This is a genomic window from Pseudomonas moraviensis (assembly GCF_900105805.1).
In the GTDB taxonomy this organism is placed as follows: Bacteria; Pseudomonadota; Gammaproteobacteria; order Pseudomonadales; family Pseudomonadaceae; genus Aquipseudomonas; species Aquipseudomonas moraviensis_A.
Genome location: NZ_LT629788.1, coordinates 662111 through 676444 on the forward strand (window position 1 = coordinate 662111; position 14334 = coordinate 676444).

At 61.5% G+C, this 14334-nt stretch carries 13 protein-coding genes; 5 read left to right on the forward strand and 8 right to left on the reverse strand.

Translation table 11 applies throughout. The features are described 5' to 3' along the window. Positions 1-51 precede the first annotated feature (51 nt). A complete protein-coding gene (locus BLU71_RS03220; protein ID WP_016770829.1) occupies positions 52-987 on the forward strand; it encodes a chemotaxis protein CheV in 936 nt (311 codons plus the stop codon). Between the two features lie 213 nt (positions 988-1200). Beyond that, a complete protein-coding gene (locus tag BLU71_RS03225; RefSeq protein WP_083352279.1) occupies positions 1201-2007 on the forward strand; it encodes an MOSC domain-containing protein in 807 nt (268 codons plus the stop codon). Between the two features lie 72 nt (positions 2008-2079). Here the strand turns inward: BLU71_RS03225 and BLU71_RS03230 are convergent, their stop codons facing one another. The 8 genes from BLU71_RS03230 to BLU71_RS03265 all read right to left on the reverse strand — a co-directional run bounded on the left by BLU71_RS03230 (position 2080) and on the right by BLU71_RS03265 (position 11513). After that, positions 2080-2364: a pyrimidine/purine nucleoside phosphorylase gene (locus BLU71_RS03230; protein WP_039759849.1), complete on the reverse strand. Its 285-nt coding sequence runs from the start codon at positions 2362-2364 to the stop codon at positions 2080-2082. Positions 2365-2435: 71 nt separating this feature from the next. Continuing rightward, entirely contained in the window at positions 2436-2978 is a 543-nt protein-coding gene (locus BLU71_RS03235; RefSeq protein ID WP_064361558.1) for an exonuclease domain-containing protein, read from the reverse strand. 70 nt (positions 2979-3048) lie between these two features. After that, the gene (locus tag BLU71_RS03240; protein WP_083352280.1) at positions 3049-5010 is read right to left on the reverse strand and encodes an acetyl-CoA carboxylase biotin carboxylase subunit; all 1962 of its coding nucleotides are present in this window, start codon (positions 5008-5010) and stop codon (positions 3049-3051) included. A gap of 219 nt (positions 5011-5229) precedes the next feature. Further along, the gene (locus BLU71_RS03245) at positions 5230-6027 is read right to left on the reverse strand and encodes an enoyl-CoA hydratase/isomerase family protein (protein ID WP_083352281.1); all 798 of its coding nucleotides are present in this window, start codon (positions 6025-6027) and stop codon (positions 5230-5232) included. Beyond that, entirely contained in the window at positions 6024-7181 is a 1158-nt protein-coding gene (gene atuD, locus BLU71_RS03250) for a citronellyl-CoA dehydrogenase (protein ID WP_042607849.1), read from the reverse strand. Before atuD ends, BLU71_RS03245 begins: the two co-directional genes overlap by 4 nt. 30 nt (positions 7182-7211) lie before the next feature. Beyond that, on the reverse strand, positions 7212-8828 hold the full coding sequence (gene atuC / locus BLU71_RS03255) for a geranyl-CoA carboxylase subunit beta (RefSeq protein WP_083352282.1): 1617 nt from the start codon (positions 8826-8828) through the stop codon (positions 7212-7214). A gap of 3 nt (positions 8829-8831) precedes the next feature. Continuing rightward, positions 8832-9716: an SDR family oxidoreductase gene (locus BLU71_RS03260; protein WP_083352283.1), complete on the reverse strand. Its 885-nt coding sequence runs from the start codon at positions 9714-9716 to the stop codon at positions 8832-8834. Between the two features lie 12 nt (positions 9717-9728). Then, positions 9729-11513: an acyclic terpene utilization AtuA family protein gene (locus BLU71_RS03265; RefSeq protein WP_083352284.1), complete on the reverse strand. Its 1785-nt coding sequence runs from the start codon at positions 11511-11513 to the stop codon at positions 9729-9731. Between the two features lie 184 nt (positions 11514-11697). On the opposite strand from BLU71_RS03265, the gene BLU71_RS03270 reads away from it, so the two are divergent. The 3 genes from BLU71_RS03270 to BLU71_RS03280 all read left to right on the forward strand — a co-directional run bounded on the left by BLU71_RS03270 (position 11698) and on the right by BLU71_RS03280 (position 14312). Then, positions 11698-12321 (forward strand): TetR/AcrR family transcriptional regulator, encoded by a 624-nt coding sequence (locus tag BLU71_RS03270; RefSeq protein ID WP_042607845.1) that lies wholly within the window; start codon positions 11698-11700, stop codon positions 12319-12321. 94 nt (positions 12322-12415) lie between these two features. Next, positions 12416-13213 carry a substrate-binding periplasmic protein gene (locus tag BLU71_RS03275; protein ID WP_083352285.1) on the forward strand — a complete coding sequence of 266 codons (798 nt, stop codon included), beginning with the start codon at positions 12416-12418 and terminating at the stop codon, positions 13211-13213. Between the two features lie 85 nt (positions 13214-13298). Further along, the gene (locus tag BLU71_RS03280; RefSeq protein ID WP_065616913.1) at positions 13299-14312 is read left to right on the forward strand and encodes a GNAT family N-acetyltransferase; all 1014 of its coding nucleotides are present in this window, start codon (positions 13299-13301) and stop codon (positions 14310-14312) included. Positions 14313-14334 lie beyond the last annotated feature (22 nt).

The following is a 14334-nucleotide window of genomic DNA, read 5'->3' on the forward strand; positions in this document are numbered from 1 at the left end:
GGCCGATAAACCCCCATAGTGAATTCATCAGAACAAGCCCAGGAGTCATTGATGGCCGGCATTCTCGACACGGTAGACCAACGCACGCAACTGGTGGGTGAGAATCGCCTGGAAATCCTCATGTTTCGCCTGGCCGGACGCCAGTTGTTCGCGATCAACGTGTTCAAGGTTCAGGAAGTACTGCAACTGCCGAAGCTGACCCTGATGCCGCAGCGTCATCCCTTTGTCTGCGGCGTGGTCAATCTGCGCGGCCAGACATTGCCAGTGATCGACCTGTCCCAGGCGATCGGCATGCGCCCACTGGTGCCGGGCCCGAACAGCACGATCATCGTCACCGAATACAACCGTTCGGTGCAGGCCTTCCTTGTTGGCGGTGTCGACCGCATCGTCAACATGAACTGGGAAGCCATTCTGCCGCCGCCGACCAGTGCCGGCCGCCAGCATTACCTGACTGCGATCAGCAAGGTCGACGATCAACTGGTCGAGATCATCGACGTGGAAAAAGTCCTCGCCGAAATCGTCCCGTACAACGCCAAGGTCTCGCGCGAGAAACTCGACGACCCGGTACTGGAGCGCGCCCGTGGGCGCGAAGTGTTGCTGGTGGATGATTCCAACGTGGCGCTTTCGCAATTGCGCGACACCCTCGGCCAGCTCGGGGTGAAAATGCACATCGCCAGCGACGGTTTGAAAGCCTTGAACATGCTCAAGGCCTGGGCCGATACCGGCGTGCACATGACAGACAAACTGCTGATGATCTTCACCGACGCAGAAATGCCGGAAATGGACGGCTATCGTCTGACCACGGAAATCCGCAACGACCCGCGTCTGCGTGGCTTGTACGTCGTGCTGCACACCTCGCTGTCTGGCAGTTTCAACGACTCCATGGTGAAGAAGGTCGGCTGCGACAACTTCCTGTCCAAGTTCCAGCCGGACAAATTGGTCGATGTGGTGCGCCAGCGCCTGATGCTCGACGCCGTGCCAGCCTGAAACACGCAGATTTTGCTTCCTGTGAGAGCGAGCCTGCTTGCGAAGACGCCGGCACATTCACCATCCATGCTGTCTGAGCCTGCGCTTTCGCGAGCAGGCTCGCTCCCACAACAGATATGTTCAAACCCACAACGGATATGTTCAAACCCACTACGGCTTTGATTCAGCATTGAAGCTCGTATAGGGTGGCGTTTTTCCATCAGGGAGCTGGCCATGCTGCGTCTGAGCGCGCTTTATCGTTACCCGTTGAAATCCGGCAAGGGCGAAATCCTGCAAAGCATCGAGCTGGACAAGCTGGGCCTGGCGGGCGATCGACGCTGGATGCTGGTGGACGAGGCCAGCGGACGCTTTCTGACCCAGCGCGCCGAAGCGAAAATGAGTCAGTTGTCGGCATTGTGGAATGCCAGCGGCGGTCTGACCCTGAGCGCTCCAGACCAGGGCTCCATCGAAGTCCCATTGCCTGCGGCCGACGCCGAGATGCGTGGGGTGACGATCTGGCGTGACACCCTGCGTGTGCCGGACGCCGGTGATCAAGCCGCGCGATTTGTCAGCGACTTCCTCGGCAAACCGACGCGTCTGGTGCAAATGCCACTGGAGCGGGCGCGCACCACCCAGTCGGGATTCGGCAAGGACGACGATCAAGTGGCGTTCGCGGACGGTTATCCGTTGCTGCTGATCGGCGAAGCCTCGCGGCTGGCGCTTGCGGAAACAGTCGGACGACCGCTGGAGATGCTGCGTTTCCGCCCGAACCTGGTCATCGAAGGCAGCGCGCCTTACGCCGAGGACAACTGGAAGCGTATTCGCATCGGCGACATCGAATTCCGCGTGGTCAAGCCGTGCGCGCGTTGCATCATGACCACGGTCGACCCGCAAACCGGTGAGCGCAGCGCTGATCGCGAGCCTTTTGCGACACTGCAAAAGCACCGCTCTACCGCCGATGGTGCGATGTTCGGGCAGAATCTGGTCAACGACGGCAACGGCTGCCTGGAAGTCGGCATGCCGGTGGAAGTTCTCGAATAGGCTGTCGCTGAAATGAAAAATGCCCGTGTCTTCTGGACACGGGCATTTTTTTGCGCGATGAAACCGGCGGGATCAGCCGCGGTATTCGCACAGGTAAGCGGTATCGACGGCGACTTTCAGCTGGAACTTGCTGTTGGCCGGGACGTTGAACTGGCTGCCCGCGGCGAAGGTTTCCCAGTCGCTGCTGTCTGGCAGTTTTACACTCAGCGCGCCGGAAACGACGTGCATGATTTCCCGCTGGCTGGTGCCGAATTCGTATTCGCCCGGGGCCATGACGCCAATGGTCGCCGGACCTTCAGCGGTGCCAAAGGCGATCGACTTGACGGTGCCGTCGAAGTACTCGTTGACTTTAAACATGGGCGGATTCCTCGAAAAGGGCTTGAAAGGGGGCGGCCAGTATGCACAAGGCTTGCAACCTCGTCACGCCCCTAAAGCGGCAGGACCAGCGGCAGTAATCGTGCAGTATTGCGCGCATCTTCCAGGGCCCGATGCTGTTGACCGCTGAACTGCATGCCCGCCAGTTGCAGCGCGCCGTTGAGCCCAAGCGGTCGTTCCAGACGGCGGGCCTTGGCGAAGCGTTGTTTGAGGTTCATGTGCGGCACTTTGCTCAGGCCACTGTCGATATTCAGGCGCTGCCATTCCTGCAGCAGCTGCTGGCGATCGTAACCGCCCCAACTGGCCCAGCCTTCAAGGCGAGCCTGATGCTGCGCCAGCCAGCGCTCGAAAGCCGGCCAGACTTCGCTCAGCGGTTGCGCCGAATCGATATTGGCCTGGGTGATGTGCGTCAGCTCCCGACAGAACGGCGTCAGCAATGGACGGCGGGTCGGTTTGACGAAGCGCTGGAAGTGATCCTGCTCGCGCCCGGCACGATCGACCAGCGTCGCACCGATCTCGATAATTTCCATTTCCGTCACCGGCCAGCCACCCTCGTCTGTGGTGGCTTCCAGATCTATGACCAGCCAATGGGGCATCGCAGGGTTCCTGATTTCCGCGTTCTGATTTATCAGAGCGTAGTCAAACCCCGCGCTTGTGTCCGGGCGACTACTCGACCTGCAACAGAACCTGACGATTTTTTACCTGATCGCCGACCTTCACTTGCACCCGTTTGAGCACGCCATCGATGCCGGCTTTCAGCGGATGCTCCATTTTCATTGCCTCCAGCACCACCAGCAATTGACCCTTGCTGACCGTACTGCCTTCGCTGACCAGCACGTCGACAATGGCACCATCCATCGGTGCTTTCAGGGTGCCTGAGGCGACGCTGGTCTGACTGCTGATCTGCGCATGAGTTCGATCCTCCAGGCGCAGGCTGCCCGGATGGGTGAACAGCCAGAGCTGCCCGTCGTGCAGACGATAGGCGTGGCGCTGGCGCAGACCGTCGACCTCCATGGTGACCGATTGCGCGGTGTGCTCGATGACTTTCAATTCCAGCGTGCGTTCGCCGACCTGCACGACACATTCGCCGGATTTGCGCGCCATCACCGACAGTGCCCAGTCCTGCTCGTCACTGCCGAGTCGATAGTGCAGAGGCACGCTGGCGTTGTTGCGCCAGCCGTTCAAAGGGGCGCGATGGGGCAGGGCGCTGGCCTGATAAAACAACACCACGGCGATCGCCAGTTGCTCCGTCGTTGGCACATGGGCGTTGAGACTGGCGTGGCTGGAAAAGTGCTGCTGGATGAAAGCGGTGCTGAAGTCGCCACTGATGAACTGCGGATGTTGCAGCAGGCCTTCGAGCAAACGTTGATTGCTCTGCACCCCGAGCAGCACGGTGTCCTGCACCGCACGCAACAACTTGCGCCGCGCCTCTTCACGAGTGGCGCCGTGGGCGATCAGTTTGCCCAGCATCGGATCGTAGAACGGGCTGACCGACTGACCTTCAAGCAGACCGTGATCGATGCGCGCGCCGTGGCCCAGCGCTGGCTGCCATGCGGCAATTTGGCCGGTTTGCGGGAGAAAGTCCGCGGCGGGATCTTCAGCGTAGAGGCGCACTTCCATGGCGTGACCGTGGAGATGGATCTGTTCCTGCGTCAGCGGTAACGGCTGGCCTTCGGCGACCAGCAACTGCCATGCGACCAGATCAAGTCCGGTGATCATTTCCGTCACCGGGTGTTCGACCTGCAGGCGCGTGTTCATCTCCAGAAAATAGAACTGCCCGCGCGCGTCGAGCAGAAACTCCACGGTGCCAGCGCCGACGTAATCCACCGCGCGCCCGGCCTTGAGCGCCGCCTCGCCCATGGCCTGGCGCAGCTCGGCGGTCATCACCGGGCAGGGTGCTTCTTCGATGACTTTCTGATGGCGGCGCTGGATCGAGCAATCGCGTTCGCCGAGGTAGACCAGATGGCCGTGCTGATCGCCGAACAGCTGCATTTCCACATGGCGGGGTTCGATCAGTGCCTGCTCAAGGATCAACTCGTCACTGCCGAAACCGTTCAGTGCTTCGGAACGAGCCGTGCGCAGTTGCGCCGCCAGTTCGCTGGCCTCGTGCACCAGGCGCATGCCGCGTCCACCGCCACCGGCGCTGGCCTTGATCATCAGCGGATAACCGATGCGCTCGGCCTCGGCCAGCAGGGTCGCGTCGTCCTGCGCGGCGCCCTGGTAGCCTGCAATGCATGGAACACCGGCATCAAGCATGGCGATCTTCGACAGGCGTTTGCTGCCCATCAGTTCGATCGCGTCGGCGCTGGGGCCGATGAAGATCAGCCCGGCTTCGGCGCAGGCGCGGGCGAAATCGGCGTTTTCCGAAAGGAAGCCGTAGCCGGGATGAATCGCATCGGCGCCGCTGCGTCGGGCGGCTTCGACGATCGCCGGAATGTTGAGGTAGGACTGCTGCACCGGCGCCGGGCCGATGTGCACCGCCTGATCGGCCATTTGCACATGCAGCGCATCGGCGTCGGCATCGCTGAACACCGCGACGGTGCGATAGCCCAGCGCCTGGGCCGTGCGCTGGATGCGGCAGGCGATTTCACCGCGGTTGGCGATCAGGATTTTGTGGAGAGTGGGCATGGTGAATTTCCTGAAATGATGGCGGTGAATGTGATGGCCTCATCGCGAGCAGGCTCGCTCCCACGTTTGGAATGCATTTCGACCCGGGATTTGTGGATGGCGGGCATGGTGGGTTTCCTGAGGTTTTTGCGGTGGGTTGGATGGACTCTTCGCGAGCAGGCTCGCTCCCACATTTGCAATGCATTTCGACCTGTGGGAGCGAGCCTGCTCGCGAAGCTTTTAGTTGACCCACCGCGGTTTGCGCTTTTGCACAAAAGCCATAGTCCCCTCGATCCCTTCGTCTCCAGTCACCGCCGCGCTGAACCACTGCGCCGCGTCGTCCAGCAATTCATTCGACGGTTGCCCGGCACTCGCCAACAGCAATTTCTTGGTCATCGCATTCGCTTGCGGGGCGCAGCGCAGCACCTGTTGCAACACTTCATCCAGCCGTTCGGCCAGTGCTTGCGCATCCTGTTCAACGAAATGCACCAGCCCCAATCGCTGCGCCTCGGCGCCATCGAAACGCGCCGCCGTCAGCGCGAGTCGGCGGGTTTCGGTCAGGCCGATCCGTTGCACCACAAACGGCGCGATTTGCGCCGGGATCAGGCCGAGGCTGGTTTCCGGCAACCCGAACTGCGCCTTGTGATCGGCCAAAGCGATATCGCTGACGCAGGCCAGACCAAATCCGCCGCCGAGCACCGCGCCTTGCAGCACAGTGATCAGCACTGGCGGCGTGTGCTGGGCTTCCTCCAGCAACGCGCCGAACGCCCGGTTCAATTCGCGGTAAGCCTCCGTGCCCTGCGCCCGTGCGTTGGCCATGTCCTTGATGTCGCCACCGGCGCAGAAATGCCCGCCGGCACCGCTGAGCACCAACGCCCGCACCGTACGGTCATCGCGTATCGCCGCCAGCACCGCGCGCAGTTCGGCGACCATTTGCAGGCTCATCGCGTTGCGGCTGTCCGGGCGGTTGAGAGTGATATGCAGCACGCCGCCATGCAGTTCCAGCAACAGCGTCTGGCAATCCGGCAGGCCGCTCATTTCTTTTTCCCCGGCAGGATGCCCATCAGTTTGCAGATGATGCCCAGCATGATTTCGTCGGCGCCGCCGCCAATCGACACCAGGCGCACATCGCGGTAGGCGCGGGCCACCGGGTTGTCCCACATGAAACCCATGCCGCCCCAATATTGCAGGCAGCTGTCACTGACTTCGCGGCCGAGGCGTCCGGCCTTGAGCTTGGCCATCGACGCCAGTCGCGTGACGTCCTGGCCTTTGATGTATTGCTCGGTGGCCTGATAGACCAGCGCACGCAGGCACTCGATTTCGGTCTGCAATTCGGCGAGGCGGAAGTGGATGACCTGGTTGTCGATCAGCGCATTGCCGAAGGTCTTGCGCTCCTTGCAGTACTCGATGGTGCTGTCGATGCAATATTCCAGGCCTTTGATCATGTTCGCCGCGCCGAACAGGCGTTCTTCCTGGAACTGCAGCATCTGCATCATGAACCCCGCGCCTTCATGGCCGATGCGGTTGCGCTGCGGCACGCGCACGTTATCGAAGAACACCTGCGCGGTTTCCGAGCTGCGCATGCCGAGCTTGTCCAGGTGCGAGCTGAGGCTGATTCCCGGCGTGTTCATCGGCACCATGATCAGCGACTTGTTGATGTGCGGCTTGTCGTCCGAAGTGTTGGCCAGCAGGCAGATGAAGTCGGCGCTTGGCGAGTTGGTGATCCACATTTTGCTGCCGTTGATCACGTAGTCGTCGCCGTCCTTGCGCGCCGTGGTCTTCAGCCCGGCGACATCGGAGCCGGCGCCGACTTCGGAAACGCCGATGCAACCCACCTGTTCGCCGGTGATGGCCGGACGGAGGAATTCTTCGCGCAGTTCATCGGAGCCGAAACGCGCCAGTGCCGGAGTGCACATGTCGGTCTGCACGCCGATCGACATCGGAATCCCGCCGCAATGAATGGTGCCGAACTCTTCGGCGGCGACAATCGAATAGCTGTAATCGAGGCCCATACCGCCGAATTTTTCCGGTTTGGAAATGCCCAGCAGGCCCAGTTCGCCGGCCTTGCGGAAAATATCGTGGATGGGAAAGCGCCCGGCCTTTTCCCATTCTTCGACGTGCGGGTTGATCTCGTGCGTGACGAACTGGCGGACGGTGCGGCGCAGGGCTTCGTGTTCCGGGGTGAAGATCATTGTTGTTGTTCTCCGTAGGATCCGTGGCGGTCAGAAGCGGCTGACGCCGAAGCTGTTGGGTTGCAGCGTACGCCTGTCGGCTTCGTGGCAGATATCCAGCAAGTAACCGAGCAGGGTGCGGGTGTCGCGCGGGTCGATCAGGCCGTCGTCCCACAGGTTGGCGCTGCCGTACAGTGCGGTGGACTGGCTGTCGAGTTTCTGCGCGGTCATCTGCTCGAGCATGTCGAGCATTTTCGGATCGGGCTCGATGCCGTCCTTGAGCTGTTTGGCCTCGGTGACGATGCGCAAAACCTTGCCGGCCTGCGCACCGCCCATCACTGCGGTGCGACTGTTGGGCCAGGCAAAGATGAAGCGCGGATCGAGACCGCGTCCGCACATCGCATAGTTGCCGGCGCCGTAGGAACCGCCGACGACGATGGTCAGTTTAGGCACCCGCGCGTTGGCCACCGCTTGAATCAGTTTCGAGCCGTGCTTGATCACGCCTTGCTGTTCCGATTCGGTGCCGACCATGAAACCCGTGGTGTTGTGGAAAAACAGCAGCGGCGTCTGGCTCTGGTCGCACAACTGGATGAACTGCGCCGCCTTGCTCGCACCTTGAGGGGTGATCGGGCCGTTGTTGCCGATGAAGCCGCAGGCGCGGCCCTGGATTTTCAATTGGCCGCAGATGGTTTGTTGATCGAACTCGCCCTTGAACTCGAGAAAATCCGATTCATCGGCGATCCGCGCGATGATTTCGCGCACGTCGTAGGGCTTTTTCGCATCGTCCGGGATCAACCCGAGCAGTTCATCAATGGGGTAGAGCGGTTCTTTGAATTGCGCCTCCGGCTGCCATGGCAGCTGTGCATTCCATGGCAGCATGCGCATGATTTCGCGCACCTGACGTATGCCGTCAGCATCGTTCTCGGCCAGATATTCGGCGGTACCGGCGACCTGCGCGTGCATCTCGGCGCCACCCAGCTCCTCATCGCTGGCCACTTCGCCGGTCGCCGCTTTGAGCAATGGCGGGCCGGCGAGGAACAGCTTGGCCTTGCCGCGCACCACCACCACGTAATCCGACAAACCCGGTTGATAGGCGCCGCCTGCGGTGGCCGAGCCGTGCACCACGGTGATCTGCGGCAACCCCATGGCCGACATGCGCGCCTGATTGGCAAAACTGCGCGCGCCTTCGACGAAAATCTCCGCCGCGTAATTGAGATTGGCGCCGCCGCTTTCGGCGAGGGTGATCATCGGCAGTTTGTTTTCCCGGGCGATCTGTTGCAGGCGCAGGGATTTTTTCAGACCGCTCGGCGAGATCGTGCCGCCTTTGATCGCACTGTTGTTGGCGACCACCATCGCGCGAATGCCGCAGACGTAACCGATGCCGGCAATCAGCCCGCCACCGGCCGAACTGCCATCCTTGTCGTCGTGCAACTTGTAGCCGGCGAGGCTGGCCAGTTCGAGGAACGGCGCGCCAGGGTCGAGCAACAGGTTCAGACGCTCGCGGGGCAACAGTTGCCCGCGTTTGCTGAATTTGTCTTTGGCTTCGGCGGCCTTGTCCAGCAGCTTCTGTTCAAGCTGCCGGACCTGCTCGATGGCGGCGAGCATGGCGGCGCGGTTGCGCGCGAACGCTTCGCTGTGCGGGTCGAGTTGCGACTGGATCTGCGCCATGGCTTATTCCTCGTCCTTGGGCACGTCGGGACGCAACACTTCTGGTAAATAGGCGCGGTGAAAGCCGTTGAAGGATTCGCTGTGGCTGGCCTTGTGCAGCGGCCAGGCGCGACTGCCAAGGCTGGCGGCGCCGTCGATTTTCACCGTGGTGCCGCTGATGAACGCCGCGGCCGGGCTGAGCAGAAACACGATCGCCGCACTGACTTCCGACTCGGTGCCGATGCGCTTGAGCGGCACATGCTCGCGCAACGTCGGGATCACTGCTTTGAAGGCGCCTTCGTAAGTGTCCATGCCGCTGGACGCAATCCAGCCCGGTGCCACAGCGTTGACCCGCACCCCGGCATAGCCCCACTCGAACGCGGCAGTCTTGGTGAAGTTGTCCATGCCCGAACGCGCGGCGCCCGAGTGGCCCATGCCGGGCATGCCGCCCCACATGTCGGCGAGCATGTTGACGATGCTGCCGCCGTGTTTGCTCATCGACTGGTTGAACACCTCGCGGGCCATCAGAAAACCGCCGACCAGATTGGTGCGCAATACGGTTTCGAAACCCTTCTGATTGATCGACGCCAGCGGCGACGGGTACTGACCCCCGGCGTTGTTGACCAGACCGTGAATCGGCCCGTGTTCGGCGATCAGCTCTTTGATCAGTTGCCTGACCGCTTCTTCATCGCGGATATCGCAAGCCTTCCAGTGCGCGCGGCCGCCGTCCTCGGTGATTTCGGCGGCGACCTTTTCGAGCTTTTCCGGCTTGCGCCCGACCAGCAGCACATGGGCGCCGAGCGCCGCCAGTTCATGGGCGGTGCAGCGACCGATGCCGCTGCCGCCGCCGGTGACAATCAGGTTCTGGCCGCTGAACAGATCGGCGCGGAATATCGACGCGTAAGCCATGCACACCATCCTCTAGACGAGCTGTTCGGCGATGCTCTGCGGCACCGGAATCTGGATTTCCAATAATTGCTGGGCGAAGGCTTTGCCCTGCGGGTCGATGCGCAAACTGGCGACACCGCCACCGCCGAGGGCGTTTTCCAAGAGAAAGTTGAGGCTGTGGGTGCCGGGCAGGTACCAGCGTTCAACACGCCCGAGCACTGGATCAAGGACGTGGCGCATCCAGTCGACCACCACCGAAGTTGTCAGCGCTTCGGCGATCCACGGCAGGTAATCGGGATGGCGCGGCATCACGCCGATGTTGCTGTGGTTGCCCTTGTCGCCGGAGCGCGCCACCGCCAGTTTCACCAGCGGCACACTGGCATCGGCGCGGCCCTGGGGTTTGGGCGGATGCTGGGCGACGGGCAAGTCAGCACTGTCCAGAGCGACCAAGGCGGGCAGGGCACACGAATGGCGCTCGCCAGCCATGTCTACTTGCAGGGTGCAGGCGCTTTTTTCGATGAGAAACGAGAACAGGCGGATGACTGGATAAACGCTCGGGCGACCGCCGACGATGCCGGTCAAGCCAGGCGCCATACCGGTCGCAGCCTGGGCGATCTCTTTGGAAAACAGCACCAGCGCACGTTTGTCGGGATGCCGCACGGCGATTTTGATCACCACTTCGCGGCTGTCGCGGCGCTGACCGTGGGGGCCATAGGTGGCTTCACTGCCGAGCAGTTCGACATGGGTTTCGCTGTAGGGCGCCCAGCCGCGCAGGCTGAACATCTCGGCGGTCTTGTCGATGATTGCCTGACTGACCCGCCGCGCCTTGTCCACTGCGTCGATGCCGGCCATCAGGCAACTGGCGGTGCAGCGAAAACCGTCCGGACAAGTGGCGCTGACCTTGTATTTGTCGGTGGGCGGCAGGCCTTTGGCACCGTGCACCTGCACGACGTTTTTGCCTTGCTGCTGGAGTTTGACCTGAGTGAAGTCGCAGACCACGTCGGGTAGCAAGTAAGCCTGCGGATCGCCGATTTCATAGAGCATCTGCTCGCCGACCGTCAGCGGCGTGACCAGCCCGCCGGAGCCTTCCGGTTTGCTGACGAGGAACTGGCCATCGGCGCTGACCTCGACGATCGGAAAACCGATGTGCTCGTAATCCGGTACCTCGCGCCAGTCAGTGAAATTGCCGCCGGTGCACTGCGCGCCGCACTCGATGATGTGCCCGGCCAGCGCGGCCTGGGCGAGTTTGTCGTAGTCATGCCACGACCAGCCGAATTCATGGACCAGCGCCGCGCTGACCACGGCGCTGTCGACCACCCGACCGGTAATGACGATGTCGGCACCCAGACGCAACGCTTCGACAATCCCCGGCGCGCCGAGGTAGGCGTTGGTCGACACGCACACGCGTGGAAGCGGGGCGCCGCTGAACATTTCGCGGATGTCGGCGGGGTTTTCGAGGTGTCCTTGCAGGTCATCACCGAGCAACACGGCAATCTTCAACTTGACCCCGGCCTGGTCGCACGCCGCTTGCAGGGCAGCCGCGCAGGCCTGCGGATTGACGCCGCCGGCATTGCTGATCACGCGGATCTGCTGTTCGGCCAGTTGCGTCAGCAGCGGCGTCAGCACTTCGATGAAGTCGCCGGCGTAACCGGCCTGCGGGTCTTTGAGACGCGCGCCGGCCATCAGCGACATGGTGATCTCGGCCAGATAATCGAACACCAGATAATCGAGGTCTCCGCCCGTCACCAGTTGGGCGGCAGCGGTGGAGGTATCGCCCCAAAAGGCGCTGGCGCAGCCGATACGCACGGTGGTTGGCATTTTTATCTCCGACTCAGGGACCTGCGACAGAAGTGTCTGGAGGCTACCAAGCAAGCGCTTGGTTTGTAAACAGGGGAAACATTCTTCTGCCCAAGCGCTTGCTTGGTGCCCGCGCGCGGCTTAAATTGCGCGCAACCCTGCGGTTACAGGGGGCAACACACTGATCGACTGTAGGAGAGAACGGGTGGACGAGCAAAAAGCCCTGCGGGTCATGCGCGAACTGGTCGAGTCAGGCCAGTTGACCGACCCGGACAGCGCCCGTGGCAAATTGCTGCAAGTGGCGGCTCACCTGTTTCGCAACAAAGGCTACGAGCGCACCACGGTGCGCGATCTGGCCAGCGCCGTGGGCATTCAGTCGGGCAGCATTTTTCATCACTTCAAAAGCAAGGATGAAATCCTCCGCGCGGTGATGGAGGAAACCATCCGCTACAACACCGCGTTGATGCGCGCAGCCCTGGCCGAGGCAAACGACGTGCGCGAGAAAGTCCTGGCACTGATTCGCTGCGAGTTGCAGTCGATCATGGGCGGCAGCGGCGAAGCGATGGCGGTGCTGGTGTATGAATGGCGCTCATTGTCCGAAGACGGCCAGGCTAAAGTCCTCGCTTTGCGTGACGTTTATGAAGACATCTGGCTGCAGGTTCTGGGCGAGGCCAAGGACGCCGGTTATATTCGCGGCGACGTTTTTATTACCCGACGTTTCCTCACCGGCGCACTGTCCTGGACCACCACCTGGTTCCGTGCCGGCGGCAGTTTGAGCCTCGATCAACTCGCCGATGAAGCGCTGATTCTGGTCCTCGAAGCGCGTTGAACGGTTGTCGGACCGGCCGGGAAACTGGCTAAGTCGGCGAAACCGCCTAGCTTGAATGCATTGATCGCTATTTTTTTTCGGGGAGTGGGGTGTTTTGAAGTCTTCGCCAATTCGGACAGCCGCCGGGCTGATGCTCGCTGCGCTGGCTGCGTTATGGGTATTGCCCGTTCAGTCAGCGCAATTGGTCCGGGTCGGCGCCGCGCATTTCCCGCCCTATACGATTCGCCCGGAAAACGGCGCCGACACCGGCCTGTTGCCGCAATTGATCGAGGCGTTGAACAGTTCGCAGAGCGACTATCAGTTCGTCCTGGTGCCGACGTCGATCCCGCGCCGCTTCGGTGATTTCAAGCAGGGCCGCATCGACATGGCGATCTTCGAAAACCCCGAGTGGGGCTGGAAAGACATTCCCCACGATGACGTCGACATGGGCCTGGAAGACGCCGAGATTTTCGTCGCGCAACGCGAAGACGGCCGCCAGCAGAGCTATTTCTCCAGCCTTTCGGGCAAGCGTCTGGCGTTGTTCAGCGGTTATCACTACGAATTTGCCAACTTCAACGCCGACCCGAAATACCTCGCGAAAAACTACAACGCCACGCTGACCTATTCCCACGACAGCAACCTGCTGATGGTCCTGCGCGGACGCGCCGACATTGCTCTGGTGACCCGTTCCTATCTGTTCGATTACCTGCTGCGCAACGAAAAGGTCCGCGACGCCTTGCTGCCCTCGCAGCGTACCGATCAGATCTATCACCACTACGCGATTCTGCGCACAAGTGCTCCGATCACTGGCGAAGCTTTCAGCAAGCTGCTGCAAGGGCTGCGCGACAACGGGGAATTGCTGAGGATCTTCGATCCGTACCGGATTGCGGTGGTGCCGGTGCCTCAGCACTAAGGTGCGGTTTTCATCCCGCGCTTAAATTTCCCCTTCCGGCTCACGTCACTTCGTTGAACTGTCGACGATTACGTGAGCCCGACCCATGTCCAATCTGAATGACCTGACTGCCCTGGCCTTGCCCTCGGGCAGTCAATTGATCGCTGATGCCACCGAGAGCCGCTTGAGCCTGAGCCTGGACGGTCAGCCGTTGATTCGGCTGCGTCTCGACCGCGAGGGCAAAGGCCCGATCCAGCTCGACGAGCGTTTCGCCCTGCCGCCCGGGCAAGCTTTGTGGGCGGCCTGCTATTGGTTGTTCGCCCGTGACCCGGCGTGTCAGCAGTTGACCTGGCAACTCGACCAACCGCCCACCGAGGCATTGCTCAGCGGTTTGTTGATCAATACCGAAGTGGCTGGCGAATATCGCTGCGAGCGCACGCTGTTCTGGCAACTGCCGCAACCGTGGCTCGGCGCTTCACTGACCGGCAGCTATCCGCAGCAAATGGTTATCAGCCAGGGCAAGCGCCATCCGCTGCGCCCGGTGAAGCCGCGGGGTGAAGTCTATCGACGTTTCGATGCGCGGCTCGGCGCGTGGATTTCCCTGCGTACGCTGGAAATCGAAGAAGACCTGTCGCGCTTCAATCGCTGGCAGAACAGTCCGCGCGTGGCGAGCTTCTGGCAGGAGGAGGGCAGCCTTGAGCAGCATCGCGAATACCTGAGCAAGCTCGATGCCGATCCGCACACGCTGACGCTGATCGGCTGTTTTGACGATCAGCCATTCGCCTATTTTGAAGCCTATTGGGCCAAGGAAGACCGCATCGCGCCGTTCTACGATGCCGGCGATTACGACCGTGGCATTCACATGCTGGTCGGCGAGGAAAGCCATCGCGGCCCGCACAAAGTGGCGAGCTGGTTATCGGCGCTGGTGCATTACCTGTTTCTCGATGACCCACGCACCCAGCGCGTGGTCGCCGAGCCGCGTGCCGATAACGCGAAGATGATCGGGCATATGCACAACCAGTGTTTCCACTGCGAAAAGGAATTTGATTTCCCGCACAAGCGCGCGGCGCTGATGATTCTGGGGCGGGAGCGGTTTTTTGATCGGTGCCCATTGGCCTGATATCGCATCAAGCAAAAGATCG

Excerpts from the sequence above, each read along its gene's own strand:
- BLU71_RS03235 (WP_064361558.1), bottom strand. The coding sequence starts at position 2,978 with ATGCCCCATTGGCTGGTCATAGATCTGGAAGCCACCACAGACGAGGGT.
- BLU71_RS03220 (WP_016770829.1), top strand. The coding sequence starts at position 52 with ATGGCCGGCATTCTCGACACGGTAGACCAACGCACGCAACTGGTGGGT.
- BLU71_RS03245 (WP_083352281.1), bottom strand. The coding sequence starts at position 6,027 with ATGAGCGGCCTGCCGGATTGCCAGACGCTGTTGCTGGAACTGCATGGC.
- BLU71_RS03240 (WP_083352280.1), bottom strand. The coding sequence starts at position 5,010 with ATGCCCACTCTCCACAAAATCCTGATCGCCAACCGCGGTGAAATCGCC.
- BLU71_RS03265 (WP_083352284.1), bottom strand. The coding sequence starts at position 11,513 with ATGCCAACCACCGTGCGTATCGGCTGCGCCAGCGCCTTTTGGGGCGAT.
- atuD (WP_042607849.1), bottom strand. The coding sequence starts at position 7,181 with ATGATCTTCACCCCGGAACACGAAGCCCTGCGCCGCACCGTCCGCCAG.
- atuC (WP_083352282.1), bottom strand. The coding sequence starts at position 8,828 with ATGGCGCAGATCCAGTCGCAACTCGACCCGCACAGCGAAGCGTTCGCG.
- BLU71_RS03225 (WP_083352279.1), top strand. The coding sequence starts at position 1,201 with ATGCTGCGTCTGAGCGCGCTTTATCGTTACCCGTTGAAATCCGGCAAG.
- BLU71_RS03260 (WP_083352283.1), bottom strand. The coding sequence starts at position 9,716 with ATGGCTTACGCGTCGATATTCCGCGCCGATCTGTTCAGCGGCCAGAAC.
- BLU71_RS03230 (WP_039759849.1), bottom strand. The coding sequence starts at position 2,364 with ATGTTTAAAGTCAACGAGTACTTCGACGGCACCGTCAAGTCGATCGCC.
- BLU71_RS03280 (WP_065616913.1), top strand. The coding sequence starts at position 13,299 with ATGTCCAATCTGAATGACCTGACTGCCCTGGCCTTGCCCTCGGGCAGT.